Below are 25,676 nucleotides of genomic sequence, written 5' to 3' on the forward strand. Positions count from 1 at the left end.
TTAAGTGCTGAAAACTCGCATCCTTTCCGCCCTGGTGATGGCTCCTCCCGCGCTGTTGGCCGCCTGGGCCGGCGGATACGCGTTCGCCGCCCTGATCGCCTTGGCCGCCGCGCTGATGTGCTGGGAATGGCACCGTATGCTCAACGGGGCCTACACCCTGTCCGGTCGGGTGGCGTCCGCCGGCTGTGCGTTGGCCTCTCTGCTGGCGGTGGCCCGGCCCGACATCGGTCTGGCCATGGTGGCGCTGGCCACCCTGGCGTCCGCCGGATTGGCGGGGAGCGACCGCTCCGGCCGGGTGTGGGCCGCGTTCGGCGCCGTCTATGCCGGTCTGCCCTCGGTGACCCTGGTCTGGCTGCGCGACGATCCCGCCGCCGGCAATGCGGTGATCTGGTGGCTGTTGCTGGTGGTGTGGTCCACCGATATCGGCGCCTATGCCTTCGGCCGTCTGATCGGCGGGCCGAAGCTGCTGCCCGCGGTCAGTCCCAAGAAGACCTGGGCCGGGCTGGTCGGCGGCATGATTTCGGCGGGGCTGGCGGCCGTGCTGGTGGCCGTCGTGGTCGGAACCAAGGCGGGGGGAATGGTTTTCGCCGCCGGTGCGGCGGTGGCCGTTGTCGCCCAGGCGGGCGATCTGTTCGAGTCCTGGATCAAGCGACGTTGCAACGTCAAGGATTCAAGCAATATCATCCCGGGTCACGGCGGCGTTCTCGATCGCGTCGATGGCTTGCTGACCGCCGCCTTGGCCGTGGCGGCACTCACTCTGGCGACCGGTCGCACGGTCCTGGACTGGTAATGAAGGAAATGCGATGAGCGGGCGCAAGAGTGTCACCATTCTGGGCTCGACGGGGTCCATCGGTTGCAACACGGTGGATCTGGTCGAACGCCGCCCCGACCTGTATCGGGTCGAGGCTCTGGTTGCCAACTCGCGGGTTGACATTCTGGCGGAGCAGGCCAGGAAGCTGAAGGCCAAGCTGGCCGTAGTCGCCGATGAGGGGGCCTATGGCGCGCTCAAGGCGGCGCTGGCCGGAAGCGGCATCGAGGCCGCCGCCGGCCCGAAGGCCGTGGTCGCCGCCGCCGAGATGCCCGCCGAATGGGTGATGGCCGCCATCGTCGGCGCTGCCGGCCTGGCGCCCACCCTGGCCGCCGTCCGTCGCGGCGCGGTGGTGGGCCTGGCCAACAAGGAATGCCTGGTCTGCGCCGGTCAGCTGATGATGGCCGAGGTCTTAAAGCATGGCGCCACCCTGCTGCCGGTGGATTCCGAGCATTCGGCCATCTTCCAGGTGTTCGAGGCCGACCAGCACGACAAGATCGAGAAGATCATCCTGACCGCCTCGGGCGGGCCGTTCCGCACCAAGACCCGCGAGTTCATGGCCGACGTCACGCCGGAACAGGCGGTGGCCCACCCCAACTGGTCCATGGGTGCCAAGATTTCGGTGGATTCGGCGTCCATGTTCAACAAGGGCCTGGAACTGATCGAGGCCCATCACCTGTTCGACATGCCCGAGGACAAGATCGACATCGTCGTCCACCCCCAGTCGGTGATCCATTCGCTGGTGGCCTATGTGGACGGTTCGGTCCTGGCTCAGTTGGGCTCTCCCGACATGCGCACGCCCATCGCCTATGCGCTGGGCTGGCCCAACCGCATCGAGGCGCCGGCGCCCAAGCTCAACCTGGCCGAAATCGCCACGCTCACCTTCGAAGCCCCCGACCCGGTGCGCTTCCCGTCGCTGCGCCTGGCGCGCGAGGCGCTGCGCGCCGGTGGGTCGGCGGCGGCGGTGATGAACGCCGCCAACGAAATGGCCGTGGCCGCCTTCCTGGGGCGCCGCATCGGCTTCCTGGACATCGCCTCCATCGTCGAGCGCACCGTGGCCGGCGTGACGCATTGCGAACTGGGCAGCATCGACGACGTCCTGGCCCAGGATGCCGAGGCGCGTCGCTTCGCGTCCAATCTGATCGACGGCGGCCGCTAGTCCATGGATCTGGCCAGCCTGCTCAACAGCGTGCTCCACGGCGTCTGGTATTACGTGGTGATCTTCCTGGTCATCCTGACCGTGGTGGTGTTCGTTCACGAGTTGGGGCACTTCCTGGTGGCCCGCTGGAACGGCGTCAAGGTGGAGGTGTTCTCCATCGGCTTCGGGCCGGAAGTGTGGGGACGCACCGCTGCGGACGGCACCCGCTGGCGCATCGGGCTGCTGCCGCTGGGCGGCTACGTCAAGATGTTCGGCGACGCCGATGCCGCCTCGGCCACCGCGTCCGACCAGCCCATGAGCGAGGAGGAGAGGGCGCAGGCCTTCTGCCACAAGCGGGTGGGCCAGCGCGCCGCCATCGTGGTGGCCGGTCCGGCGGCCAATTTCCTGTTCGCCATCCTGGGCCTGATGGGGATGTTCATGGTGCTGGGCCAGCCGGTGACCCAGCCGGTGATCGGCATGGTGCACCCCGGCACCGCCGCCGAAGCCGCCGGCCTGAAGGGTGGCGATCGCATCACCGCCATCAACGGCCGCGCCGTCGAGCGTTTCCAGGACATCCAGCGGATCGTCCGCCTGGAGATCGAGCAGGATCTGGCCCTGTCGGTCCGGCGCGGCGACAAGGACTTCGAAATCTCGGTCCGGCCGCGCGTCATTCAGCGCAAGGGCGTGTTCGGCGACATGGAAAAGGTGCCGGTTCTGGGCATTTCCGCCGATGCGGCCAGCACCGTGGTGATGCGCCACGGCCCCATCTCGGCGCTCGGCGAGGCCCTGGCCGAGACCGAGAACATGGTGCGCTCCACCTTCATCGGCATCGGCCAGATGATCAACGGTACGCGCGACACCGACGAATTGGGCGGGCCGATCCGAATCGCCAAGGGGGCAGGGGAAGCGGCGCAGCTCGGCCTGGCCAGCGTAGTCTTCTACACCATTCTCCTGTCGCTCAATCTTGGCCTGATCAATCTTTTCCCTATTCCGGTTCTCGATGGCGGCCACCTAATGTTTTACGCCTTCGAAGCCATTCTTGGCCGTCCCCTGGGGGAGAAGGCCCAAGAATATGGTTTCCGAATCGGGTTGTTTCTGGTATTGGCCTTGATGGTCTTTGCCACCCGCAACGACCTTGTGTCGCTGCCGGTTTGGGATATGGTGAAGCGGTTGTTTTCGTGAGCCGGATCTGAACCATCGGTATCGCGAAGTCAAGGGGGGCCTGGATGCGTTTCGTGCTGTGGACCGCTGTATTGCTGGGCTTTCTCGCCGGCTCGATGCCGGCATACGCCCAGGACGGCGGACGAATCCGCTCCATCTCCATTCTAGGCACCCAGCGTATCGAGCTCGAGACGGTCAAGTCGTACATGACCGTCGCGGAGGGCGACCTCTACGATGCCGATCGCGTCAACCGCTCGCTGAAGGCGTTGTTCAACACCGGGCTGTTCGCCGACGTCACCATTCGCCGCGAAGGCGATCAGCTGGTGGTCCGCGTGGTGGAAAATCCCATCATCAACCGGATCGCCTTCGAGGGGAACAACCGTATCAAGGACGAGCAGCTGAACTCGGAAGTGCAACTGCGTCCGCGTACCGTCTACACCCGGTCCAAGGTGCAGGCCGACGTCAAGCGCCTGCTGGAGCTTTACCGCCGTTCCGGCCGCTTCGCCGCCACGGTGGAGCCCAAGATCATCCAACTGGAGCAGAACCGCGTCGATCTGGTCTACGAGATCAGCGAGGGCCAGCCCACCTATGTGCGTCGCATCGCCTTCGTCGGCAACAAACGCTATGACCAGGACAAGCTGCGCGAGGTGCTGCAGACCAAGGAAGAGCGTTGGTACCGGTTCCTGACCAGCGACGACACCTATGATCCCGACCGCGTGACCTATGATCGCGAATTGCTGCGCCGCTTCTACCTGAAGCGCGGATTCGCCGATTTCCGGGTCAGCTCGGCCATCGCCGAACTGACGCCGTCGCGAGAAGGTTTCTTCATCACCTATACCATCGACGAGGGCGAGCGTTACAAGTTCGGGACCTCGACCATCGACGCCAATCTGCGCGACTTGAAGCCGGAAGACCTCCAGCCGCTGCTGATCAGCGAGCCGGGCGAATGGTACAATGCCGATCAGGTTGAAGACATCGTCCAGAAGCTGACCGACGCGGTGGGCACCAAGGGCTATGCCTTCGTGGACGTCAAGCCCCAGGTGAAGCGCAACCGCGAAACCCAGACCATCGACATCTCCTACAATATCCAGGAGGGCCCGCGCGTCTTCGTCGAGCGCATCGACATCTCCGGCAACGTCCGGACCCTGGACCAGGTGATTCGCCGCGAGTTCCGGCTGGTAGAGGGCGACGCCTTCAACTCGGCCAAGCTGCGCCGCTCGCGTCAGCGCCTGAAGGACCTCAATTTCTTCGAGAAGGCAGAGGTCACCAATATTCCGTCGGATACGGCGCCTGACCGGACCGTCATCAAGGTGGATGTACAGGAGAAGTCGACGGGCGAGTTGACCTTTGGTGTCGGCTGGGCATCCACGGCCGGTCCGATCGTCGAGGCGTCCTTGCGCGAACGCAATCTGCTGGGCCGCGGCCAGGATCTGCGACTGAGCGGTGGTCTCGGAACCAAGCGCAGCAGCGTCGATCTTTCGTTCACCGAGCCTTACTTCATGGATCGTGAAGTGGCAGCTGGCTTCGACGTCTTCGTCATCGATCGCAAGCTGCAGAAGGAAAGCTCTTATGACGCCTCGTCCATCGGCGGCGATCTCCGGGCGGGCTACCGTCTGTCCGAAAATCTGCGCCAGGACTGGACGTATACCCTGAAGCAGGACACGGTCAAGGGCATCAACAGTACTTCCATCTACGTTCTGGAACAGATCGGGTCGAGGGTCAGCTCCGTTGTCGGTCAGACGCTCCTTTACGATCGCCGGGATTCCCGTATCGAACCCACGGAAGGGTATTTTGTCCGTTTGGGAACGGAAGCGGCCGGTGCTGGCGGTGACGCTCGCTATCTGCGCGGTCTGGTGAGCGGTGGGCAATACTTTACCCTGACCGACAAGTGGATTCTCGGTGTGACCTCTTCGATCGGCATGATTCACGGCCTTGATCAGCGTGTTCGCATCACCGACCGCTTCTATGTCGGCGGTGACAACCTGCGTGGTTTCGCCAGTGGCGGCATCAGCCCCCGCGACAGCGGCACCGGCGATGCCCTTGGTGGTCTGTGGCAGGCGGTCGGGTCGGCGCAGGTCAAGTTCCCGCTGGGCCTGCCTGAAGAGTTTGGCGTAAATGGTCAGATCTTTACAGATGCTGGTACCATCGGCGAAACCGACACTGCCAACACGACAAATGTGAACCAATCCAGTTCGATCCGTATGGCATCCGGCATGGGTATCGGCTGGAAGTCTCCCATGGGACCGGTATCTGTCGATCTGGCTTATCCGGTTATGCGGGAAAAGTTCGACAAGAAGGAATACTTCCGGTTCAACTTCGGAACCAAGTTCTGACCGTGCTCGCGGATGCGTCACGGGTCCCAAGTGGAAGAGATGTCGTGAAGAACAGCGTGTCGTGCCGCCTCGTCCTGGCCGCTCGTCTGGCGTTGCTGTTGCCGATGGCGGTATTGGCATTGCTCCTGTCCGGTGGTCCCGCCGAGGCCCAGCGCGCCGGCGGTGTGCCCATGAGCCTGATCATCGTCGATATCCAGCAGGCTCAGCGCGAATCCTTGCCGGGCAAGGCTCTGGCCGCCCAGCGCGACAAGTACCAGCAGAATTTCCAGGCCGAGTTCAACTCGGCCCGCCAATCCCTGCAGCGCAGCGACCAGGATCTCGCCAAGCAAAAGGGCACCATGCCGCAGGACGCCTATGACCAGAAGGTCAAGGCCCTTGAGATGCAGGTGGTGGCCTTCCAGAACCGGACGCAGATGGCGGTTCGCGCCTTGGAGAAGTCAACGGATTCCGCCATGGCGGAACTGATGAACGCCATCCTGACCGTCACCGGCGAGATTGCCTCCGAGATGGGGGCCAATCTGGTCCTGCCCAAGCAGCAGGTGGTGCTGCACGAGCCGCGCATGGACGTCACCGCTCAGGTGATCGAACGGCTGAACAAGCGCCTGCCGGCCGTCAATTTCCCCGTGCCCGAGGTGGATGCCCCCGCGCCATCCGAGCCTGCCCCCATCAAACCCGGTAAGAAGTGACACCATGGCCGATCCCCGTTTCTTCACCAAAGCCGGTCCTTTCACGCTCGCCCAGTTGGCCGAACTGTCGGGTGCCGCTCCGGCCGAGGGCTGCGACCCCAAGGCGGTCTTCGTCGATGTCGCATCGCTGGAGCAGGCGGGGGCGGACAACGTTTCTTTCCTGGATAACCGGAAATACGTGGCGGCGTTCCAGGCCAGCAAGGCCGGGCTGTGCATTGTCGCGCCCGAGATGGCGGAAAAGGCCCCGACCGGCATGGCGCTGCTGCTGTCTCCCGATCCCTATCGGGCCTATGCCCGCATCGCCCAGGCCTTCTATCCCGTTCCGGCCCCCGAGCCGTGGGTGGCGCCCACCGCGTGGGTCGATGCGTCCGCCAAGGTGGGGGAGGGATGCCGCATCGAACCCGGCGCGGTGATCGGCGCCGGGGCCGAAATCGGCGCCCGCTGCCGTATCTGCGCCAATGTTGTGATCGGCACCGGCGTGGTGATCGGCGATGATTGCACCATCGGCGCCAATGCCACCGTTTCCCACGCCCTGGTGGGCAACCGGGTCAACATCTATCCCGGCGCCCGCATCGGCCAGGACGGATTTGGCTTCGCCATGGGGCCGCAGGGCCATCTGAAGGTGCCGCAGCTGGGCCGCGTGGTCATCGGCAACAACGTCGAGATCGGGGCCAACGCCACCATCGACCGGGGCGCTGGTCCCGATACGGTGATCGGCGACGGCTGCATGATAGACAACCTCGTCCAGATTGGGCACAACGTGCAGCTGGGACGCGGCTGTGTCATCGTGGCGCAGGTCGGCATCTCGGGCTCGACCCACATGGGCGACTTCGTCGCCGCGGGCGGCCAGGCCGGCATCACCGGCCATTTGAAGATCGGATCGGGCGCGCGCATCGCCGCCCAGGCCGGCGTGATGCGCGACATCAAGCCGGGTGAAACCGTCGGCGGCGCGCCCGCCGTGCCCATGGCCGACTGGCTGCGCCAGTCGGCGATCCTGGGCAAGATGGCGCGAAAGAAGGGTTAAGGCCAAAAGCAGGACGTGCGTTATGGATACCGCTAACAACGACCAGGTTACCGACCTGGGCAAGGTCATCGACATCAACCGGATCATCCAGATGATTCCGCATCGCTATCCGTTCCTCATGGTGGACCGGGTGGTGCAGGTGGTGGCCAATGAAAGCGCCGTGGGCATCAAGAACGTCACCATCAACGAGCCGTTCTTCCAGGGCCATTTCCCGTCGCGCCCCGTGTTTCCCGGCGTTCTGATCATCGAGTCCATGGCCCAGACGGCGGCCGTGCTGGTGGTCGAAACCCTGGGCGAATCCGCAGAGGGCAAACTGGTCTACTTCATGAGCGTCGAGAACTGCCGCTTCAGAAAGCCGGTCGGTCCCGGCGACCAGCTGATGATCCATGTGTTCAAGGAACGGTCGCGCGGCAACGTCTGGAAGTTCCGGGGCGAAGCCAAGGTCGATGGCGTCCTTGTCGCCGAAGCCACCTATGCCGCCATGATTCTGGACGAGAAATGACCAATATTCATCCTTCGGCCGTTGTCGATTCCAAGGCGGAGATTGCCTCCTCGGCCATCATCGGCCCGTTCTGCGTGGTGGGCCCCGACGTCCGTCTGGGCGAGTCCGTCGAACTGGTCTCCCACGTGGCGGTGGCGGGGCGCACCAGCATCGGTGCCGGCACCCGTATCTTCCCCTTCGCCTCCATCGGCCACCGGCCCCAGGACCTCAAGTACAAGGGCGAACCGTCGACCCTGGAGATCGGGGCCAACAACCAGATCCGCGAGCACGTCACCATGAATCCCGGCACCGAGGGTGGCGGCATGGTGACCAAGGTGGGCGACAACTGTCTGTTCATGGCCAGCGCCCACGTGGCCCACGACTGCATCCTGGGCGACAACGTCATCATGGCCAACAACGCCACCCTGGCCGGCCATGTGACGGTGGGGGAATACGCCTTCCTGGGCGGGCTGTCGGCGGTGCACCAGTTCGTGCGCATCGGCCGCCACGCCATGATCGGCGGCATGTCGGGTGTCGAGGCCGACGTGATCCCCTTCGGCATGGTGATCGGCAACCGCGCCTATCTCAACGGGTTGAACATCGTCGGGCTGAAGCGTCGCGGCTTCTCGCGCGATGACATCCACACGCTCAGGAACGCCTATCGCCTGATGTTCGCGCCGGAAGGCACGCTGGCCGAGCGGCTCACCGACGTGGAAGAGCAGTTCAAGGACCATCCGGTGGTGATGGAGATCGTCGCCTTCATCCGCTCGGATTCGTCGCGCTCGCTCAGCACGCCGAATGGCTCCTAAGCTCGGCATTATCGCGGGCGGCGGCGACCTGCCGGGACTGGTCGCCGCCGCTTGCCGCGCCCAGGGGCGCCCTTTTCACTTCCTTGCCCTTTCCGGCCATGCCGACGCCCAGGTGATCGGCGAGGATTCCCCCCAGGATTGGATTCGCCTGGGCGAAGCGGGGACCGGATTCGAACGCCTGCGCCAGGCCGGGGTCGCCGAAGTGGTGATGATCGGCCCGGTTCGCCGCCCATCCTTGCTGGAACTGGCCCCGGACTTCCGGACCGCCCGCTTTTTCGCCCGGGTCGGCCTGAAAGCCCTGGGCGATGACGGATTGCTGCGCGCCGTGGTCGCCGAACTGGAGGGCGAGGGCTTCAAGGTGGTGGGTGTGGACGAGGTCTTGTCCGATTGCCTCGCCGTTGCCGGGCCCTATGGCGCGCTGGCGCCCGACGAACAGGCGAGCGCCGACATCGCCCGCGGCATCCAGGTGGCGCGTGGCCTGGGCGCGCTGGACGTCGGCCAGGCGGCAGTGGTGCAGCAAGGCATCGTGCTGGGCGTCGAGGCCATCGAGGGCACCGACAATCTGCTTCGCCGCTGCGGCCCCCTGGCCCGTGAAGGGCTGGGCGGCGTGCTGGTCAAGGTGAAGAAGCCGGGCCAGGACCGGCGCATCGATCTTCCCACCATCGGAATGACCACCCTGCGCGAAGCCGCCGCCGCCGGTCTGCGCGGCATCGCGGTGGAGGCGGGGGGCGCCCTGGTGCTTGGCCGCGACGCCATTTCCGCCGAGGCCGACCGCCTGGGCCTGTTCGTGGTCGGCGTCCAGCCATGAGCGCCGCGCCGCTGCTGGTCTACCTCATCGCCGGCGAGCCGTCCGGGGACCTGTTGGGCGCGCGGCTGATGGCGGCCCTGAAGGACCGGCTGGGCGACGGCGTGGCCTTCGCCGGCATCGGCGGCGAGGGCATGCAGGCCGAAGGGCTGCAATCACTGTTTCCCATGACCGAACTGTCGGTCATGGGCCTGGTCGAAGTTCTGCCCCGAATCCCTAAGATCCTGCGCCGGGTGGGGGAGACCCTTTCCGATATCGAAACGAAGCGCCCCGACGCCCTGATCACCATCGATTCCTGGGGGTTCAACGGCCGCATCCATGCGGGGCTCAAGACGCGGGGCTCCGATGTCCCGCGCATCCACTACGTGGCCCCCATGGTGTGGGCCTGGAAGTCGGGGCGGACCAAGACCCTGGCCAAGGTGCTCGATCTGCTGTTGACCCTGCTGCCCAACGAGCCGGAATGGTTCGAAAAGGAGGGGCTCAAGACCCTGCATGTGGGCCATCCGGTGATCGAAGGCGCGGCGGCCAAGGGCGACGGAGCCGCCTTCCGGCTTCGCCATGCCATAGCCCCCGACCGTCAGCTGCTTTGCGTGCTGCCCGGTTCGCGCCATTCCGAGACCGCCAAGCTGCTGGGACCGTTCGGCGAGACCATGGCATTGCTGGCCAAGCGCATGCCCAACCTTGCCGTTGTGGTGCCGACGGTGGAAACCGTGGCCGAGGAAGTGACGCGCGCGGTCAAGTCCTGGCCTCTGCCCACCGTCGTGGTGCGGGGTCCCGAGAAATACGACGCCTTCGCCGCCTGCGACGCCGCCCTGGCGGCTTCGGGGACCGTGGCGCTGGAACTGGCCATGGCGCGGCTGCCGGCGGTGATCACCTACAAGGTGTCGCCGCTCTCCGCCTTCATCGCCACCCGCTTCCTGGGGCTCAGCCTCAAATTCGTCACCCTCGTCAATATCCTGGTTGACGAGGCGGTGATGCCGGAATTGCTGCAGGATGATTGCCGCCCGGACAAACTGGCGGCGGCGGTGGAGCATCTGCTGACCGACGAGGCGGCGCGGGCTTTACAGGCGGCGGGGGCGCGCCGCGCCCTGGAAAAGCTTGGTCTGGGCGGCGAAAGCCCCGGGCGGCGGGCCGCCGACGCGGTGATAGACTTCATCAGGCAACGCAAGGAGTTGGGAAATGGCTGACTGGCGCTTTCTCCACACCATGATCCGGGTGGGCGACCTGGACCGCTCCATCGACTTCTATACCCGCCTGCTGGGCATGCGGCTGCTGCGCCGCACCGATTATCCCGAGGGGCGCTTCACTCTGGCCTTCGTCGGCTATGGCGAGGAAGCCTCCCATACGGTGATCGAACTGACCCACAACTGGGATACGGCGAGCTACGAACTGGGCGGCGGGTTCGGCCATCTGGCGCTGGGCGTGGCCGACATCTACGCGGCCTGTGCCGGACTGGAGGCGGCAGGCGCCAGGATCGTGCGTGCGCCGGGCCCCATGAAGCACGGTTCGACGGTCATCGCCTTTGTCGAGGACCCGGACGGCTACAAGATCGAGCTGATTCAGAAAAGCTAGCTGAACGCGGCTTCAGGCTGGCTTTCGCGCACGATGTCGATCAGGCGCAGCAGGATGTCGGGTTCCTGCGCCCCGGCCAGGGCGTAGGCCCCGTCGAGGATCAGGCAGGGCACGCCGTTGACGCCGAGGCGATGGGCGCGGGCATTGTCGTTGAGCACACCCACGGCATCGGCGTCCGAAGCCAGATAGGTGAGCAGCGGGGTGCGCTCCAGCCCGAACGAGGCGCCGATATCGGCCAGGGTCTCGACATCGCCGATATCCATTCCCTGGCAGAAATAGGCCTTGTACAGGGCCTCGACCACCTCGGCCTCGTGCCCCGACGAAGCGGCGTAGCGGATCAGCCGGTGGGACCCCAGCGAATTGGGCATGCGGGTGATGGAGTCGAAGTCGAACTCGATGCCTTCGGTCTTGCCGGCGGCGGCCACGGCGCCATGGACCCGCTGGACGCGGGCGGTACCGCCGAACTTGCGGTCGAGATAGACCTTGCGGTCGATGCCTTCCGGCGGCAGGTCGGGATTGAGCAGGAACGGACGCCAGATGATGCGGACACGGGTTTCGGGGCGCTGGGCCAGGGCACGCTCCAGTCGGCGCTTGCCCACGTAGCACCAGGGACAGACCGTATCGAAGACGTACTCGATCCTCACGGGCTTTCTCTTAATCCAGCTTGGCCTGCACCCGGGCCAGCAGCGTCTCCAGCGTATCGGTAGTCTTGGCGTCGGTGCAAGCCACCTGCACCCAGACCTTGACCGGCTGATAGACCTCGCGCACCGCGAAATCGGTATAGGCCAGGACGCCGGCGATGCGGTGCATCACCACCTCGGCCTCGACGGTGGGGGTGTCGGGCAGCACCACGCAGAACTGGTTCTTGGCGTAGAGCGCTGTCAGATCCTCGGCGCGGAGCAATCCGGTGATCCACTGGCCCAGCTGCTGGGCCAGGTGCTCGGCAGCGTCATCGCCGAAATGGCTGCGCACGCCTTCGATATTGGGGATGTAGAAGAACACCACGGCCAGATGGCGGTCATGGGCCTTGGCGATCTCCAGGCGCTCGCTCAGATAGGAATCCAGATAGCCCCGGCTGTAGACGCCGGTCAGGGGGTCGCGAGTCTGTTCCTTCAGGCTTTCGAACAGGGCGCCGCGGATGGACCAGCGCAATTGCTGCCGGCGCACCATGCTCAACACCGAAGCGCGCAGGATGCCCGGGTCGAGCGGGCGGGGCAGGACGCGGCTGGCGCCCCGGCGGTAGATTTCCGCCGCCGCCACGCCCTTGTCGGCCACCACCACCATGGGCAGGTTGAACAGGCGGGGATTGTTGCGGACCTGGGAGGCGAAGGCCAGATAGCCTTCCAGATCGCCATCGGTCGTGACCACGGCGGCGTCGAAATTGCGGTGCTCCAGCAGGCTTTCCGCATCGTAGAGGTTGGCGCTGCTGATCACCTCGGCCGAGGAACCGAGAATGGCGCTCACCCCGTCGCGGTCATGGCCGACCACCAGAATGCAGGGGCGGGTGCCGTCCTGGACCGAGGCCCTGTCGCTGGCGCTCACGCCGAACGCCTGGGCGGCGCAGGCGCGATGGCGCAGCTCGGCGTGCATGGTGGCGAGGCGGACCAGCGGACGCAGGCGCGACAGCAGCTCCACGTCGTCATCCTGCATGGAGATGGTGTCGTCCAGGCCGGCGGCATAGGCCTTTTCCGCCGCATCGGCCGTCACCTTGTCCACCATCAGCACCATGGGGATGTCGGCCAGCATGGCTTCGTGCTTGAGAAAGGCGCCGAGACCGATGGGATCCTCGCCGGCGTCGCCCACCAGGATCAGGTCCGGATGCTCGTAGCGGGCCAGTTGCAGCACCTGCTCGCGGCTGGTGGCGTGCATGGCGTGATAGCCGTTATGGGACAGTCGCGCCAGAACCGCTTCCGCGGCCGCAGTATCGGCATGGGCTACGATGACGTTGGCCAGACGGATCATGGAGCGTGAACCTTCGATTGCAGAACAAGAGACCAGCATAATACGGATTGTCGTCCGCCATAAGGGGGTATGACCTCATTGCCGCGATGGCGACGAAGGGATAGTGTTGCGCCCTTCATTTCCTGCAAGGAGCAAGTCATGTCCGGGCATTCCTCGCCGATGGTCAACCGCCGTGGTTTTCTCGCCGCCGGCGCCGCTGGTGCCGCCGCCCTGGGGCTGGGCGGCCGGGTCGGTCCGCTGCATGCCGCCGAGCCGCTGAAGGTCGGCCTGTTGCTGCCCATGTCCGGGGGCCTCGCCCGCGAGGGCCAGAGCTGCAAGCGCGGCGCCGACGTCACCCCCGGCCTGCTGGCCGATATGGGCATGCCGGTCCAGCTGATGATCGCCGACACCGAGACCAATATCGACACCGCCCGGACGCGGGCCGAGAAGCTGATCGCCGACGGCGCCCAGGTGCTGATCGGCGCCTTCGATTCCGCCCATACCCTGGCGGTGGCCCAGGTCTGCGAACAGCGCGGCGTGCCGCTGGTGATCAACATCGCCGCCGCGCCCAACATCACCGAGCAGGGCTTCAAGACGGTGTTCCGCAACTTCCCCACGGCGCCCAAGCTGGTGACCGAGGGCCTGGCCCTGATGAAGGACGTGTTCAAGATCACCGGCACCACGCCCACCAAGGCGGTGTTCCTGCACAACAACGACACCTTCGGCACCGCCATGGCCGGCGCGGTGAACAAACTGTTCCCCACGCTGGACATGCCGTTCCCGCTGGTGGAAACCATCGCCTATGACGGCGCCGCCCGCGATCTGGCGGTGGAAGTGGGCAAGGCCAAGGCCACCGGCGCCGATCTGGTGCTGCTGGTACCGCACGGCGACGACTGCATCCGCGTCATCCGCGAGATGGTCAAGCAGCGCTTCGAGCCCAAGGCGGTGGTGTCGCCCGGCAGCCCCGGCATGTACGAGACCCAGTTCTACAAGACGCTGGGCAAGTACTCCGACTACTGCATGACCAACCTGCCGTGGATCAATCCCAAGACCGCCATGAGCCAGGCCCTGCTCAAGGCCTTCACCAAGGCCTATCCCGACGCCCTGTTCGAGATGAACATCGGCTACACCTTCGAGGCGATCCTGATCGCCGCCGACGCCGCCAGGCGGGCAGGGTCCAACGATCCCAAGGCCATTCTGGCGGCGCTGCCCGCCACCAACATCGCCGAGCACGTGATGATCGGTGGCCCCATCGTGTTCGACGCCAAGGGCCAGAACACCAACACCCGCTCGGCGACCATCCAGAACTTCGGCGGCAAGCCGCTGGTGGTGCTGCCCAGCGATGTTGCCGAGGCAAAGCCGGTATTCCCCGCTCCGGGCTGGCAACAGCGCGGCTGATAGGGTACAAGCCGACGGCCGTCGCCTTGGGCGGCCGTCGGATTTGCTTATCCTCCATGACCATCGACCTTGCCAATCAGATCGTTACGGGCCTTTTGACCGGGCTGGTCTACAGCCTGATGGCGCTGGGCCTGTCGGTGATCTTCGGCGTCGTGCGTGTCGTCAATTTCGCCCACGGCGAGATGACCGCCATCGCCATGTACGCCGCCTGGGCGCTGTTTACTTGGGCGGAGCTGGATCCGCTGGTCGGCTTGCCGCTGATCGCGCTGCTGCTGTTCGCGCTGGGCTATGTCATGCAGCGCGGCCTGATCGACGCCTTCGTCGCCAAGCCCGAGCACATGCAGTTCATCCTGCTGGTGGCGGTGGCCATCATCATGGTCAACGGCTCGCTGCTGGTCTTCGGCCCCGACGCCCACGGTATCCAGGTTCCTTACGGCTTCGACACCTATGAGGTGGGGCCGCTGCTGGTGGACAAGGTCCGCCTGCTGGCGGCCATCGCCGCGCTCGCCATCTCGGGCCTGCTGATGCTGTTCTTCCGCCGCACCATGACCGGCAAGGCCATCCGCGCCTGCGCCGACAATCTGGTGGGCGCCAAGGTCATCGGGCTGAACGTCAAGCAGCTCTACGCCGTCACCTTCGGCATCGGCGCGGCCTGCGTCGGCGCCGCCGGCGCGCTGCTGTCCATGCTGATCGACGTGATGCCGTCCAGCGGTCCCGAACTGACCATGCTGGCCTTCATCATCGTCATCGTCGGCGGCCTGGGCAGCATGGGTGGCGCGTTGCTGGGGGGCATCCTGATCGGCGTCTCCGAGGTTTTGGCCGGCTATTTCCTGATGCCCTCCATGAAGGGCATGTTCAGCTTCGCCATCCTGATCCTGATCCTGGTGCTTCGGCCCCAAGGCCTGATGGGGGCGCGCAAATGAGCCGTCAGGCCCTGGCTCTCGGCCTGCTGCTGGCCGCCTTCGCCCTGGCCCCCCTGGTGGCCGGGCCCTACCTGCTGTCGGTCCTGGTGGTGGTGATGTACTTCGCCTATGTGGGCCAAGCCTGGAACATCATGATGGGCTTCGCCGGCCAGCTGTCGCTGGGCCATACCCTCTATGTCGGCCTGGGGGCCTATACCTCGGCGGCGCTGTTCGTCCATCTGGGCGTGCCGGCGGTGTTCGGCCTGTTCGCCTCGGTGGCGGTGGCGGCGCTGGCGGGCGGCATCATCGGCTCGCTGGGCTTCCGCTTCGGGGTCAAGGGCGTCTATTTCGCCCTGCTGACCATCGCGTTCGCCGAGTTCACCCGCATCTCGTTCGAGCATATCCCCGGCCTGGGCGGCCCGGCCGGGCTGTTCCTGCCGGTGGGCGACCGCAGCGGAATCGACCTGATCCATCTGCGCGGCCATCCGCTGATGTTCTATTACCTGATCCTGGCCATGACCGTGGGCATCTTCCTGCTGTGCCGCCGGTTGGTGCATTCGCGCCTGGGCTATACCTGGCTGGCGGTGAGGGAGGACCAGGAGGCGGCGGCCGCTCTTGGCATCAACGTCTTCCGCGCCAAGCTTTACGCGGTGATGCTGTCGGCCGGGCTGACGGCGCTGGGGGGCGTGTTCTTCGCCTTCTACTACAACAACCTGTTCCCCAATCAGGCCTTCGGCATGAACCGGTCCATCGAGATCATCCTGGCGCCCATCGTCGGCGGGTTGGGAACCCTGTTCGGGCCGATCCTGGGGGCGCTGATCCTGACACCCCTGGGCGAGCTGATCACCGCCGTGACCGAGGCCATGGGCTTCAAGGCGGCGGGCATCAAGCAGCTGTGCTACGGCCTCGCCCTGCTGGCCATCGTCAAGTTCCTGCCCGACGGCGTCTGGCCGTGGATCCGCGCCCGCCTGGGCCTGGAGCAGGATCAGGACGGGAAGGAGGGGCAATGAGCGCCGCGCCGCTGCTCCTGGTCGAGGGCATCTCCAAGAACTTCCGTGGCCTGCGCGCCGTGGACGGGGTCTCGTTCAGCGTCAATGCCGGCGAGGTGGTGGCGCTGATCGGCCCTAATGGGGCGGGAAAGACCACTGTTTTCAACATGATCGCCGGCGTCTTTCAACCGGACGGCGGGCGGATCGAGCTGGACGGCGCCTCGCTGGTCGGCCTGCGTCCCGATCAGGTCTGCCGGGAGGGCGTGGGCCGCACCTTCCAGCTGGTCAAGCCCTTCGGCAACATCTCGGTGGAGGAGAACGTACTGGTCGGCGCCCTGCGCTGGACCCACGACATCGCCCAGGCGCGGCGCCGCGCCCGCGAGGTGCTGGAGTTGCTGGGACTGGCCGACAAGCGCCGCCAGATGGCGCGCGGCCTGACGCTGCCCGACCGCAAATGCCTGGAAGTGGCCCGCGCCCTGGCCACCGGGCCCAAGCTGCTGCTGCTCGACGAGGTGATGGCCGGTCTGCGCCCCGCCGAGACCGACCGTATGGTGGAGGTCTTCCGCAACCTCAACCGCGATACCGGCCTGACCATCGTGCTGATCGAGCATGTCATGCGCGCCGTGATGGCGCTGTCCCAGCGGGTGGTGGTGATCAATTCCGGCAAGCCGGTCTGCGAGGGCGCACCGGACGAGGTGGTACGCGACCCCAGGGTTCTCGAATGCTATCTGGGCCAGGAGAAGCTCTGATGCTCGACGTGCGGAACCTCGACCTGTTCTACGGCGACGCCCAGGCCCTGAGCGATGTGAGCTTCACCGTGCCCGATGGGTCCATCACCGCCATCGTCGGCGCCAACGGGGCGGGCAAGACCTCGCTGATCCGCGCCATCGCCGGCATGGAAAAGCCGCGTTCCGGCTCGATCCGCTTCGACGGAACCGACATCACGGGCAAGGAAAGCTTCGAAATCTGCGACCTCGGCCTGGGCCAGGTGGCCGAGGGTCGTCAGGTGTTCCCCACCATGAGCGTCGAGGACAACCTGGAACTGGGCGCCATGGTGCCGCGTGCCCGCAAGAAATCCGCCGAAAGCCTGGAACGCGTGTGGGACATGTTCCCCCGCCTGCTGGAGCGCCGCAGGCAGATGGCCGGGACGCTGTCGGGCGGCGAGCAGCAGATGTTGGCCATCGGCCGCTGCCTGATGGGCATGCCCAGAATGATCATGTTCGACGAGCCGTCGCTGGGCCTGTCGCCCGCCATGGTCCACGAGGTCTTCGCCATCATCCGCCGCCTGCACGAGGACGGCATGACCATCGTGCTGGTCGAGCAGAACGTGGCGGTATCGCTGCACATGGCCGACCACGCCTGCGTGCTGGAGAACGGCCACGTGGTGATGGAGGGCAGGGGCGCCGATCTCCTGGGCGACGACCGCGTCAGGGCCGCCTATCTCGGCCTGTGATTGAAATTCTCATTGGCGAGCGGCTATTCTCGCCCCATGTCTACGCAGCACTCCCCCCTGTTTCTCGACGCCGTCCGCCATCACCAGTCGGGCAATCTCGGGACCGCCGAACGTCTTTACCGCAAGCTGGTGGAGAAAGAGCCCCGCAATCCCGACGCCTGGTATCTGGCCGGCTATCTGTTCATACAGCGGCGCCAGTTGACCAGGGCCCTGGCCCATCTCGACAAAGCGGTGCAACTCCGTCCCCATTACACCGAGGCCCAGCTCAATCGAGCCAACGTCCTGATGGAACTGGGGCGAGCCGAGGACGCCGTCTTGGGTTATCGCGCCGCGACCCAGTGCACGCAGCCGCATCCCGAAGCCTTTGCCGGGTTGGGCCAAGCTCTGGCACGGTTGGGACGTCCCGCTGAAGCCGCCGAAGCCTTCGGCGCGGCCCTGCGGCTGGCTCCCGACCATTCCGCCGCCAATGCCGGCCTGGCCAACGCCTTGCGCCTATTGGGGCGTGACGCCGAGGCGCTGCCCCACGTCCTGGCCTATGCCGTGGGAGCGAAGGATATTCAGGTTTTGCTGGACCTCAGCCGTGAGGCCATGTCCCGCAACCTGTTGCCAGTCGCCCACGCCGCCCTGCAGGCCGTCACCAGCCTTCGGCCCGCCGATGCGGATTCCCTGGCCTTGCTGGCCAATCTCAGCCAGATGGGCAGCCGCTACGCCGAAGCCGAGGCTACGGCCCGCCGCGCGCTGGCCCTGAAGGCCGATCTGGCCTTGGCCCATTCGGTCCTCGGCCGCGCCCTTTTCCGCCTGGAGCGGACGGAAGAGGCCGCCGCCGCCCTCAAGGAGGCTTGCCGGCTCGATCCCGACGATGCCGAGGCCCGCCATTTCCTGTCACTGCTGACCGGCGAGACGGATTCGGAGGCGCAGTTGAGGTACACCCGCGACCTGTTCGACGGGTGCGCCGCCACGTTCGATCAGGTTCTGGTGGATCAACTGGAGTATTCCGCCCCCTGGGTCCTGGCCGAGGAACTGAAGGCCGCCGGCGTGCTGGACCGCTCCCAGGCTATCATCGATCTGGGTTGCGGCACCGGTTTGTGCGGTACGCTCCTCAAGCCGCACGCCACCCGTCTCGTCGGGGTCGACCTGGCGCCGGGCATGGTCGAGGCCACCCGCCGGCGCGGTCTCTACGATGAGGTTATCGAGGGAGAGATCGCCGAGGTTCTGAGCGGGCGAAACGCCGAGTACGACCTGGCCATCGCTGCCGATGTCTTGATCTACATCGGAGAATCGTCGCAGGTGTTTGCCGCGACCCGCCAGGCACTGCGCGAGGGCGGCTGTTTCGCCTTCTCTGTGGAAATTGAAGACCGTCCGGGTGTCACGGGTCGCAGCAGCGGCCGGTTTGCCCATTCCTCGGCCTATATCCAGGACCTTGCCGGCCGTTTTGGCTTCGCGGTGATCGCCGAGCGGGCCTTTCCCCTGAGAAAGGAGCTTGGCCACCACATCGAGGGCCGCGCCTACGTGCTGCGCGCCATCTAGCGTGGGATAGGAGACGTGCTATGAAGTGGGCCGTAACGTCTCTGCAAGGCGTTGAAATGCCGCCAATCCTCTACGGCACCGCCTGGAAGAAGGAACGGACCGCCGGCTTGGTGGAATTGGCCCTGGCCCAGGGATTTCGCGGTATCGACACCGCCTGCCAGCCCAAGCACTACCACGAGTCGGGGGTGGGCGAGGGCTTGGCCGCCGCTTGGGCCAAGGGTTTGCGCCGCGACGAAATCTACCTGCAGACCAAGTTCACCCCCCTGGCGGGGCAGGATCCCCAGCGCATTCCCTACGATCCCTCCGCCAGCCTTGCCCGGCAGGTGGCGCAATCCTTCGAACGCTCGCGGGCCAACCTGGGAACGGACGTCCTGGACGGCCTCGTGCTCCACTCGCCCCTGGCCGGTCCCGCCGATTTCCGCGAGGTCTGGACCGCCATGGAGGCCCTGTTCGATGACGGCGGGGTTCGCCAACTGGGGATCAGCAATTGCTATGATCCCGAGGTGCTGCGCCATCTCTGCGAGACGGCGCGCGTCAGGCCGGCCATCGTGCAGAACCGCTTCTATGCCGCCACCGGCTACGACCGGGCCCTGCGGGAGTATTGCCGCCGGAACGGCATCCTCTACCAGAGCTTCTGGACGCTGACCGCCAACCCGGACATCCTGGCCCACGATACGGTCAAGGCATTGATGTCAAAGCACCGCCGCACCGCCGCCCAGGTCTTCTTCCGCTATCTCAGCCAGACGGGAATCATCCCGCTGACCGGGACAAGCTCGGCCGAACACATGCGGGAAGATCTAGAGATCACCGATTTCGCGCTGGCGGACGAGGAGTGCGAGGCGGTGGGGGCGTTGCTGAGGTAAGTGGCGGAAGGGGAGGGATTGCCGCCTTCGGCGTCGTTCGGGCGCGCGCTTCGTATGAGCGCGCCCTCACCGAACCCTGGGGGGCGTCCACCGCTCGCCATTCCCCTATGAACGCCGAAGGCCCCGGGCGGGGCCTTTGGCGTTCCTGGCGGAAGGGGAGGGATTCGAACCCCCGGACCCCTTGCGAGGCCTGCGGTTTTCAAGACCGCTGCAATAGACCACTCTGCCACCCTTCCGCAGCCCGGCAGATTTAGCGCACCGGAGGCGGCGGCGCAATGGGGTGACATAAACGAACAGATATTCGTTTCTTTGCCGGCCCCGGCTGTGTTTTCATGAAAGGCAACGAGGGGCGAAGCCCCCGCCGGACTTCACTAACGGGGAACGCACTCATGATCAGGAACGCAAGGATTCCGGCCCTGGCCGGCGCCGTGGCCCTTTCGCTGGCCGCCCTGCCGGCACTGGCGGAGCAGACGGTCAAGGTCGGCATTCTGTCGGACATGTCGGGGCCCTATTCGGACATGGGCGGGCCCGGTTCGGTGGCGGCGGCGCAATTGGCCATCGACGATTGCCTGGCCAAGGAATGCAAGGGCATGAAGATCGAGCTTCTGTCCATCGACCACCAGAACAAGGCCGATATCGGCGTGCAGAAGGCCCGCGAATGGGCCGAGGTCAACAAGGTCAACGCCATCGCCGACCTGACCAATTCGGCGGTGGCGCTGGGGGTGCAGAAGCTGACGGTGGAGCACAACTTCGTCGCCATGTATTCCGGCCCGGCCACCACCAAGCTGACCAACGAGGATTGCTCGCCCAACGGCTTCCACTGGATGTTCGATACCTACGCCCTGGCGGCGGGCTCGGCCCAGGCCATCACCAAGATGGGCGGCAAGAGCTGGTATTTCCTCACCGTCGACTATGCCTTCGGCCATTCGCTCGAGGCCGATTCCATGGCCATGGTCAAGCAACTGGGCGGCACGGTGGCGGGGGCGGTCCGTCATCCGCTCAATACCGCCGACATGTCGTCCTTCCTCTTGTCGGCGCAAAGCTCCAAGGCCCAGGTGATCGCCCTGGCCAACGGCGCCGCCGACACCATCAACGCCATCAAGACGGCGCGCGAGTTCGGCATCGTCCAGGGCGGACAGCAGGTGGTGCCGCTGCTGATCTTCCTGACCGACATCCGCAGCCTGGGCCTGGAGATCGCCCAGGGGCTGACCTTCACCGAGGGGTTCTACTGGGACCAGGACGACCAGGCCCGCGCCTTCGCCGCCCGCTTCCAGAAGGCCTTCAAGGACCGCAAGCCGACCATGGTCCAGGCCGGCACCTATTCCAGCGTGCTGCACTACCTGCGCGCCGTGGCGGCGGCCAAGACCACCGAGGCCAAGGTGGTGGCGGCCAAGATGCGTGACATGCCCATCTCGGACGCGGTGATGCGCAACGCCGCCATCCGTCCCGATGGCCGGGTGATTCACGACATGCTGCTGGTCAAGGTCAAGACCCCGGCCCAATCCAAGGGAGATTGGGATTTCTATGATATCCAGGCCACCATTCCGGCGGCCGAGGCCTTCAAGCCCCTGGCCGCTTCGGCCTGTCCGGCAGTGAAGAAATAGACGGCTGGAGGGGGGGAGCGGCCGATGGCCGCCTTCCTCCCGCCAGATGGGTCGTGACAGCCCTGGCGCTGCGTGGCATCAAGGTCCCATGTTCCTGCTGTCCAAGCTCCTCGGTTTCGTCACCGACCCCGCCACCATCTTCCTGCTGCTGTTGCTGGGCGGCTGGCTGCTGACCCTGTCGCGGCGCTGGCTGCGTTTGGGGCGGGTGGTTCTTGGCGTGACGTTGCTGACCGTGACTTTTCTCTCGGTCGTGCCGGTCGAGCAGTGGATCATGACCCGGATTGAGGACAGGTTCAAAGCGCCCGACCCTCTGCCGGAAAAGGTGGACGGCATCATCGTGCTGGGCGGGTCGATTTCGCCGGACCTGAGTGCCGCGCGGGGGCAGGTGTCCATAGGCAGCGCAGCCACCCGCCTGACTGCGATGGTTCCCCTGGCGCAACGCTATCCCGAGGCCCGGCTGGTGTTCAGCGGCGGATCGGGCAGCCCCTTCAGCCAGGAGCATCGGGAAGCCGATTACGCCCGACTTTTCTATCGCGACATGGGATTCGACGCTGACCGCATCACCTTCGAGCGCGACTCCCGCAATACCCGCGAGAACGCCATCCTGTCCAAGGAACTGATGCGGCCCAGGCCGGGCGAGACATGGCTGCTGATCACCTCCGCAGGGCACATGCCGCGTGCCGTGGGCTGTTTCCGCGCCGTGGGCTGGCCGGTGATCCCCATTCCCGTCGATTATTATACATCTGGGCGATCCCGGCCCTGGTGGACGGAACTGCGCTTCAGCCCCGGCAAGGGCATTGGCGGCATGGGGCCGCTGATCCACGAGGGGCTGGGGTTGGCCATGTACCGCCTGATGGGCTGGACCGACGCGCTGCTGCCCAAGCCTTGAGATTGCAGTCTGCGGTCAAAGTGTGGCACAACACCCGGATGCTTACCAGATTTGGGGTTGGGCGCATGGCTTGGGCGACGAAATCTTGGATGATGGCCGGATTGGCCGTGGCGTCCCTGGCGCTGGGCGGCTGCGCCGCCTCGGCCGAGGAACCGGCCGCCCCGAGCGAGACCCAGGTGGCGGTGGCCGATGCCGGCTTCACCGGCTTCCTGGCCGGCGTGCGGGCCGAGGCCCTGGAAAAGGGCATCAAGCCCCAGACCCTGGACCTGGCGCTCGCCAACGTCACCCACATCGACCGGGTGATCGAACTGGACCGCAAGCAGCCGGAATTCACCCTGTCCTTCAACGACTATCTGGGCCGCATCGTCACCCCGGCCCGGGTGGAGGAGGGGCGCAGGAAGTTGGCCGAGAACATGGCGCTGCTCACCGAGATCGAACGCCGGTACGGTGTGCAACCGCGCTTCGTGGTGGCGCTGTGGGGCATCGAGACCAATTTCGGCAAGAACACCGGCGGCATGTCGGTGGTCTCGTCGCTGGCGACCCTGGCCTATGACGGGCGGCGGTCCAAGTATTTCCGTACCGAGCTGATGAACGCGCTCACCATCCTCGACCAGGGCCATATCGCGCCCGCCAGCATGATCGGATCGTGGGCCGGGGCCATGGGGCAATGCCAGTTCATGCCGTCCACCTTCCTGAAATTCGCCGTGGACTGGGATGGCGACGGCAAGCGCAACATCTGGACCAACCGCTCCGACGCCCTGGCCTCGGCCGCCAATTACCTGTCGTCGGAAGGCTGGAAGGGTGACCAGACCTGGGGCCGGGCGGTGAAGCTGCCCGCCGACTTCCCCCGCAACCTGCTGGGGGCCGACACCCGCAAGAGCGTCAAGGAATGGTCGGCGCTGGGCGTCAAGGGCAGCGACGGCAAGGCGCTGCCCGCCCGCGACATCACCGCCTCCATCGTGCTGGCCGAAGGAAGCAAGGGACCGGCCTTCCTGGTCTACGACAATTTCCGCACCATCATGAAGTGGAACCGCTCCACCTTCTTCGCCCTGGCGGCGGGGCATCTTGCGGACCGCATCGGCGGCAAGTAGACTACCACATCTTTGGTCGAGGCAGCGGGGAGGGGACTAGATGTCGCGGAGGACGCGCTTGGCGGCTTTGCTGCTGTCCGGAACCGTGCTCTCGGGCTGCGCCGAGATGAACCTGTTCGGCCACATGGCCAAGTCGGTGGGCGGCGAGACCCCGCCGCCGCCCTCGGCCTCGGCCGCCACCAACTACAAGGTGGGCAAGCCCTATCAGGTGGCTGGAGTCTGGTACTATCCCCAGGAAGACTTCGCCTATGACGAGACCGGCATCGCGTCGTGGTACGGCCCCAACTTCCACGCCAAGCTGACCGCCAACGGCGAGACCTTCGACCAGAACGCCGTCACCGCCGCCCACAAGACCCTGCAGATGCCGTCCATCGCCCGGGTGACAAACCTGGAAAACGGCCGCTCCATCATCGTGCGCATCAATGACCGCGGCCCCTTCGTCAACGGCCGCATCCTGGATCTGTCGCGCAGATCGGCGCAATTGCTGGGAATGGAAGGGCAGGGCACCGCCAAGGTGCGTGTCCAGGTCCTGGCCGAGGAAAGCCGGGTGCTGGCCGGCAAGCTGAAGTCGGATTCCACCGGCAACGAACCCAAGGTGGCCAGCGCCGCGCCGCGCGGCTCGGTCCAGGCGGAATCCTTGGCCCCGCCCCCCGGCGTCAAGAACGGCGACAACGGTCAGGTGGTGATCGCCTCGTCGAACCAGCCCAAGCAGCGCGGCATGACCGTCGAGGCGGTCGAGCGCGAGATCGCGGCCCAGGAGGTGAAATCGGTGCCGGTGCGCCCCACCTCCATCTATGTCCAGGCCGGCTCCTATGGCCGCCACGACAACGCCAACCGCATGGTGGCGCGCCTGTCAAAGGTGGGCAAGGCCCAGTTGCAGCAGGTCCATCTCCAGGGCAAGACCCTGTTCCGGGTCCGGCTGGGACCCGTGGCCAGCGTCGAGGAGGCCGACCGCATCCTCGATTCCGTGGTCGCCGCGGGGGCGCAGGACGCCCGCGTGGTCGTCGATTAACATTGAAAAGGCCGATGTAATGCTCGCTCTTCTCCGCCGTTCGCTGGTCGCGGCCTTTGCCGCCCTTCCCCTGGCGGCCGCCTCGTCGCTTCCGGCCCGGTCCCAGGCCATCGAGACCGCCGCCAAGCAGGCCATCGTCGTCGATTACGCCAGTGGCCAGGTGCTGATGGAGAAGAACGCCGACGAGCTGATGGTGCCCAGCTCCATGAGCAAGCTGATGACCGTCTACATGGTCTTCGACAAGCTGAAGAGCGGGGCGTGGAAGCCCTCGGACCGCCTGCCGGTCAGCGAAACCGCCTGGAAGCGCCACTACAAGTCGGAAGGCTCGCTGATGTTCCTGCCCGTCAATTCCACGGCCAGTGTCGAGGAATTGCTGAAGGGCGTGGTGATCCAGTCGGGCAACGACGCCTGTTCGGTGCTGGCCGAGGCCTATTCCGGCTCGGAAGAAGCCTTCGCCGAGGAGGAAACCCGCAAGGCCCGCCAGATCGGCCTGACCAAGAGCGTGTTCAAGAACGCCAGCGGCTGGCCCGAGCCCGGCCACCTGATGACGGCGCGCGACCTGTCGGTGCTGTCGCGCCACCTGATCGCCGACTTCCCCGAATACTATCCGCTGTTCAGCCAGATGGAATTCGTCTTCAACGGCATCAAGCAGGGCAACCGCAACCCGCTGCTCTACAACACGCCCGGCGCCGACGGCCTGAAGACCGGCCATACCGAGGCCGCCGGCTATGGCCTCACCGCCTCCATCAAGCGGGGCAACCGCCGCATCATCATGGTGCTGAACGGCATGTCCTCCATGAAGGAGCGGGCCGAGGAATCGCGCCGCCTGACCGAATGGGCCTTCCGCGAGTGGGAGACCTACGCCCTGTTCAAGGCCGGCGACGAGGTGATCCCCGACGCCGAGGTCTGGCTGGGCCAGGCCGAAACCGTGCCGCTGCTGGCCAAGGGCGCCCTGGAGGTCACCATGCAGCGGCGCAACCGTGCCGACATGAAGGTCACCACCATCTATAACGGTCCCATCGCCGCCCCCATCAAGGCCGGGCAGGAGGTGGGCAAGATTGTGGTCACCGCGCCGGGCATGGCGCCGGTGGAACTGCCCATGGTGGCCGGGGCGGACGTGGAGAAGCTGGGCTTCACGGGGCGCATGTCCACCGCCTTCAAGCGCATCCTCTGGGGCAAGAAGGGATAAG

Annotated in this window: 25 protein-coding genes and 1 tRNA gene; 23 read left to right on the top strand and 3 right to left on the bottom strand. The window is 65.9% G+C overall.

Annotation, left to right across the window (positions count from 1 at the left end):
* Nucleotides 1–4 precede the first annotated feature (4 nt).
* From WV31_RS07315 to gloA, 11 genes are read left to right on the top strand one after another with little or no spacing between them, the layout of a single operon-like run.
* Nucleotides 5–790: a phosphatidate cytidylyltransferase gene (locus tag WV31_RS07315; protein ID WP_085372938.1), complete on the top strand. Its 786-nt coding sequence runs from the start codon at nt 5–7 to the stop codon at nt 788–790.
* A gap of 13 nt (nt 791–803) precedes the next feature.
* Nucleotides 804–1,967 (top strand): 1-deoxy-D-xylulose-5-phosphate reductoisomerase, encoded by a 1,164-nt coding sequence (locus tag WV31_RS07320; RefSeq protein ID WP_085372939.1) that lies wholly within the window; start codon nt 804–806, stop codon nt 1,965–1,967.
* Between the two features lie 3 nt (nt 1,968–1,970).
* Complete coding sequence (rseP, locus tag WV31_RS07325) at nt 1,971–3,128, top strand: RIP metalloprotease RseP (RefSeq protein WP_085372940.1); 1,158 nt, start codon at nt 1,971–1,973, stop codon at nt 3,126–3,128.
* A 44-nt stretch (nt 3,129–3,172) separates the two neighbouring features.
* Nucleotides 3,173–5,440: an outer membrane protein assembly factor BamA gene (gene bamA, locus WV31_RS07330; protein ID WP_085372941.1), complete on the top strand. Its 2,268-nt coding sequence runs from the start codon at nt 3,173–3,175 to the stop codon at nt 5,438–5,440.
* Nucleotides 5,441–5,484: 44 nt separating this feature from the next.
* Nucleotides 5,485–6,126 (top strand): OmpH family outer membrane protein, encoded by a 642-nt coding sequence (locus tag WV31_RS07335; protein ID WP_085372942.1) that lies wholly within the window; start codon nt 5,485–5,487, stop codon nt 6,124–6,126.
* A gap of 4 nt (nt 6,127–6,130) precedes the next feature.
* Nucleotides 6,131–7,150, top strand: coding sequence for a UDP-3-O-(3-hydroxymyristoyl)glucosamine N-acyltransferase (gene lpxD / locus WV31_RS07340; protein ID WP_085372943.1), 1,020 nt, complete (start codon nt 6,131–6,133; stop codon nt 7,148–7,150).
* Between the two features lie 22 nt (nt 7,151–7,172).
* Complete coding sequence (gene fabZ / locus WV31_RS07345) at nt 7,173–7,652, top strand: 3-hydroxyacyl-ACP dehydratase FabZ (protein ID WP_085372944.1); 480 nt, start codon at nt 7,173–7,175, stop codon at nt 7,650–7,652.
* On the top strand, nt 7,649–8,440 hold the full coding sequence (gene lpxA, locus WV31_RS07350; RefSeq protein WP_085372945.1) for an acyl-ACP--UDP-N-acetylglucosamine O-acyltransferase: 792 nt from the start codon (nt 7,649–7,651) through the stop codon (nt 8,438–8,440). Before fabZ ends, lpxA begins: the two co-directional genes overlap by 4 nt.
* Nucleotides 8,430–9,248, top strand: coding sequence for an LpxI family protein (locus WV31_RS07355; RefSeq protein WP_085372946.1), 819 nt, complete (start codon nt 8,430–8,432; stop codon nt 9,246–9,248). The genes lpxA and WV31_RS07355 overlap by 11 nt, the downstream gene beginning before the upstream one ends.
* A complete protein-coding gene (gene lpxB, locus WV31_RS07360) occupies nt 9,245–10,432 on the top strand; it encodes a lipid-A-disaccharide synthase (protein WP_237051535.1) in 1,188 nt (395 codons plus the stop codon). Before WV31_RS07355 ends, lpxB begins: the two co-directional genes overlap by 4 nt.
* Nucleotides 10,425–10,817, top strand: coding sequence for a lactoylglutathione lyase (gloA, locus tag WV31_RS07365; RefSeq protein WP_085372947.1), 393 nt, complete (start codon nt 10,425–10,427; stop codon nt 10,815–10,817). Before lpxB ends, gloA begins: the two co-directional genes overlap by 8 nt.
* Here gloA and WV31_RS07370 read toward each other — a convergent pair.
* Together WV31_RS07370 and WV31_RS07375 are read right to left on the bottom strand one after the other, a co-directional pair.
* A complete protein-coding gene (locus WV31_RS07370; protein ID WP_085372948.1) occupies nt 10,814–11,461 on the bottom strand; it encodes a DsbA family oxidoreductase in 648 nt (215 codons plus the stop codon). The genes gloA and WV31_RS07370 overlap by 4 nt on opposite strands.
* Nucleotides 11,462–11,471: 10 nt before the next feature.
* The gene (locus WV31_RS07375; RefSeq protein WP_085372949.1) at nt 11,472–12,779 is read right to left on the bottom strand and encodes a diguanylate cyclase domain-containing protein; all 1,308 of its coding nucleotides are present in this window, start codon (nt 12,777–12,779) and stop codon (nt 11,472–11,474) included.
* 138 nt (nt 12,780–12,917) lie between these two features.
* Here WV31_RS07375 and WV31_RS07380 point away from each other — a divergent pair, with 138 nt between their 5' ends.
* From WV31_RS07380 to WV31_RS07410, 7 genes are read left to right on the top strand one after another with little or no spacing between them, the layout of a single operon-like run.
* Nucleotides 12,918–14,156, top strand: a complete 1,239-nt coding sequence (locus WV31_RS07380) for an ABC transporter substrate-binding protein (RefSeq protein WP_085372950.1) — start codon at nt 12,918–12,920, stop codon at nt 14,154–14,156.
* 56 nt (nt 14,157–14,212) lie between these two features.
* Nucleotides 14,213–15,079 (top strand): branched-chain amino acid ABC transporter permease, encoded by an 867-nt coding sequence (locus WV31_RS07385; protein WP_085372951.1) that lies wholly within the window; start codon nt 14,213–14,215, stop codon nt 15,077–15,079.
* A complete protein-coding gene (locus tag WV31_RS07390) occupies nt 15,076–16,068 on the top strand; it encodes a branched-chain amino acid ABC transporter permease (RefSeq protein WP_085372952.1) in 993 nt (330 codons plus the stop codon). Before WV31_RS07385 ends, WV31_RS07390 begins: the two co-directional genes overlap by 4 nt.
* Nucleotides 16,065–16,796: an ABC transporter ATP-binding protein gene (locus tag WV31_RS07395; RefSeq protein ID WP_085372953.1), complete on the top strand. Its 732-nt coding sequence runs from the start codon at nt 16,065–16,067 to the stop codon at nt 16,794–16,796. Before WV31_RS07390 ends, WV31_RS07395 begins: the two co-directional genes overlap by 4 nt.
* Complete coding sequence (locus WV31_RS07400) at nt 16,796–17,500, top strand: ABC transporter ATP-binding protein (protein ID WP_085372954.1); 705 nt, start codon at nt 16,796–16,798, stop codon at nt 17,498–17,500. The genes WV31_RS07395 and WV31_RS07400 overlap by 1 nt, the downstream gene beginning before the upstream one ends.
* 36 nt (nt 17,501–17,536) lie before the next feature.
* The gene (locus tag WV31_RS07405; RefSeq protein WP_085372955.1) at nt 17,537–19,027 is read left to right on the top strand and encodes a tetratricopeptide repeat protein; all 1,491 of its coding nucleotides are present in this window, start codon (nt 17,537–17,539) and stop codon (nt 19,025–19,027) included.
* Nucleotides 19,028–19,047: 20 nt separating this feature from the next.
* A complete protein-coding gene (locus tag WV31_RS07410) occupies nt 19,048–19,890 on the top strand; it encodes an aldo/keto reductase family protein (RefSeq protein ID WP_085372956.1) in 843 nt (280 codons plus the stop codon).
* Nucleotides 19,891–20,036: 146 nt separating this feature from the next.
* On the opposite strand, the gene WV31_RS07415 is transcribed toward WV31_RS07410, so the two are convergent.
* A tRNA-Ser gene (locus tag WV31_RS07415) sits at nt 20,037–20,126 on the bottom strand.
* Between the two features lie 153 nt (nt 20,127–20,279).
* Between WV31_RS07415 and WV31_RS07420 the strand changes: the two genes are divergently transcribed.
* From WV31_RS07420 to WV31_RS07440, 5 genes are all read left to right on the top strand, one after another.
* The gene (locus tag WV31_RS07420) at nt 20,280–21,494 is read left to right on the top strand and encodes an ABC transporter substrate-binding protein (protein ID WP_145980776.1); all 1,215 of its coding nucleotides are present in this window, start codon (nt 20,280–20,282) and stop codon (nt 21,492–21,494) included.
* 88 nt (nt 21,495–21,582) lie between these two features.
* A complete protein-coding gene (locus WV31_RS07425) occupies nt 21,583–22,383 on the top strand; it encodes a YdcF family protein (RefSeq protein WP_085372957.1) in 801 nt (266 codons plus the stop codon).
* Nucleotides 22,384–22,472: 89 nt separating this feature from the next.
* Complete coding sequence (locus WV31_RS07430) at nt 22,473–23,474, top strand: lytic murein transglycosylase (RefSeq protein ID WP_085372958.1); 1,002 nt, start codon at nt 22,473–22,475, stop codon at nt 23,472–23,474.
* Between the two features lie 40 nt (nt 23,475–23,514).
* Nucleotides 23,515–24,486, top strand: coding sequence for a septal ring lytic transglycosylase RlpA family protein (locus WV31_RS07435; RefSeq protein WP_085372959.1), 972 nt, complete (start codon nt 23,515–23,517; stop codon nt 24,484–24,486).
* A 19-nt stretch (nt 24,487–24,505) separates the two neighbouring features.
* Nucleotides 24,506–25,675: a D-alanyl-D-alanine carboxypeptidase family protein gene (locus tag WV31_RS07440; protein WP_085372960.1), complete on the top strand. Its 1,170-nt coding sequence runs from the start codon at nt 24,506–24,508 to the stop codon at nt 25,673–25,675.
* The last annotated feature ends 1 nt before the right edge of the window (nt 25,676 follow it).

The sequence above is a fragment of the Magnetospirillum sp. ME-1 genome (genome assembly GCF_002105535.1).
Classification (GTDB): Bacteria; Pseudomonadota; Alphaproteobacteria; order Rhodospirillales; family Magnetospirillaceae; genus Phaeospirillum.

What these genes read in the sequence shown, in the direction of transcription:
- gloA (WP_085372947.1), top strand. Translation starts at nt 10,425, where the DNA reads ATGGCTGACTGGCGCTTTCTCCACACCATGATCCGGGTGGGCGACCTG.
- WV31_RS07385 (WP_085372951.1), top strand. Translation starts at nt 14,213, where the DNA reads ATGACCATCGACCTTGCCAATCAGATCGTTACGGGCCTTTTGACCGGG.
- bamA (WP_085372941.1), top strand. Translation starts at nt 3,173, where the DNA reads ATGCGTTTCGTGCTGTGGACCGCTGTATTGCTGGGCTTTCTCGCCGGC.
- WV31_RS07380 (WP_085372950.1), top strand. Translation starts at nt 12,918, where the DNA reads ATGTCCGGGCATTCCTCGCCGATGGTCAACCGCCGTGGTTTTCTCGCC.
- WV31_RS07390 (WP_085372952.1), top strand. Translation starts at nt 15,076, where the DNA reads ATGAGCCGTCAGGCCCTGGCTCTCGGCCTGCTGCTGGCCGCCTTCGCC.
- WV31_RS07400 (WP_085372954.1), top strand. Translation starts at nt 16,796, where the DNA reads ATGCTCGACGTGCGGAACCTCGACCTGTTCTACGGCGACGCCCAGGCC.
- WV31_RS07435 (WP_085372959.1), top strand. Translation starts at nt 23,515, where the DNA reads ATGTCGCGGAGGACGCGCTTGGCGGCTTTGCTGCTGTCCGGAACCGTG.
- WV31_RS07395 (WP_085372953.1), top strand. Translation starts at nt 16,065, where the DNA reads ATGAGCGCCGCGCCGCTGCTCCTGGTCGAGGGCATCTCCAAGAACTTC.
- WV31_RS07375 (WP_085372949.1), bottom strand. Translation starts at nt 12,779, where the DNA reads ATGATCCGTCTGGCCAACGTCATCGTAGCCCATGCCGATACTGCGGCC.
- lpxB (WP_237051535.1), top strand. Translation starts at nt 9,245, where the DNA reads ATGAGCGCCGCGCCGCTGCTGGTCTACCTCATCGCCGGCGAGCCGTCC.
- WV31_RS07410 (WP_085372956.1), top strand. Translation starts at nt 19,048, where the DNA reads ATGAAGTGGGCCGTAACGTCTCTGCAAGGCGTTGAAATGCCGCCAATC.
- WV31_RS07425 (WP_085372957.1), top strand. Translation starts at nt 21,583, where the DNA reads ATGTTCCTGCTGTCCAAGCTCCTCGGTTTCGTCACCGACCCCGCCACC.
- WV31_RS07440 (WP_085372960.1), top strand. Translation starts at nt 24,506, where the DNA reads ATGCTCGCTCTTCTCCGCCGTTCGCTGGTCGCGGCCTTTGCCGCCCTT.
- WV31_RS07320 (WP_085372939.1), top strand. Translation starts at nt 804, where the DNA reads ATGAGCGGGCGCAAGAGTGTCACCATTCTGGGCTCGACGGGGTCCATC.
- rseP (WP_085372940.1), top strand. Translation starts at nt 1,971, where the DNA reads ATGGATCTGGCCAGCCTGCTCAACAGCGTGCTCCACGGCGTCTGGTAT.
- lpxD (WP_085372943.1), top strand. Translation starts at nt 6,131, where the DNA reads ATGGCCGATCCCCGTTTCTTCACCAAAGCCGGTCCTTTCACGCTCGCC.
- WV31_RS07430 (WP_085372958.1), top strand. Translation starts at nt 22,473, where the DNA reads ATGATGGCCGGATTGGCCGTGGCGTCCCTGGCGCTGGGCGGCTGCGCC.
- WV31_RS07355 (WP_085372946.1), top strand. Translation starts at nt 8,430, where the DNA reads ATGGCTCCTAAGCTCGGCATTATCGCGGGCGGCGGCGACCTGCCGGGA.
- fabZ (WP_085372944.1), top strand. Translation starts at nt 7,173, where the DNA reads ATGGATACCGCTAACAACGACCAGGTTACCGACCTGGGCAAGGTCATC.
- WV31_RS07420 (WP_145980776.1), top strand. Translation starts at nt 20,280, where the DNA reads ATGATCAGGAACGCAAGGATTCCGGCCCTGGCCGGCGCCGTGGCCCTT.
- lpxA (WP_085372945.1), top strand. Translation starts at nt 7,649, where the DNA reads ATGACCAATATTCATCCTTCGGCCGTTGTCGATTCCAAGGCGGAGATT.
- WV31_RS07405 (WP_085372955.1), top strand. Translation starts at nt 17,537, where the DNA reads ATGTCTACGCAGCACTCCCCCCTGTTTCTCGACGCCGTCCGCCATCAC.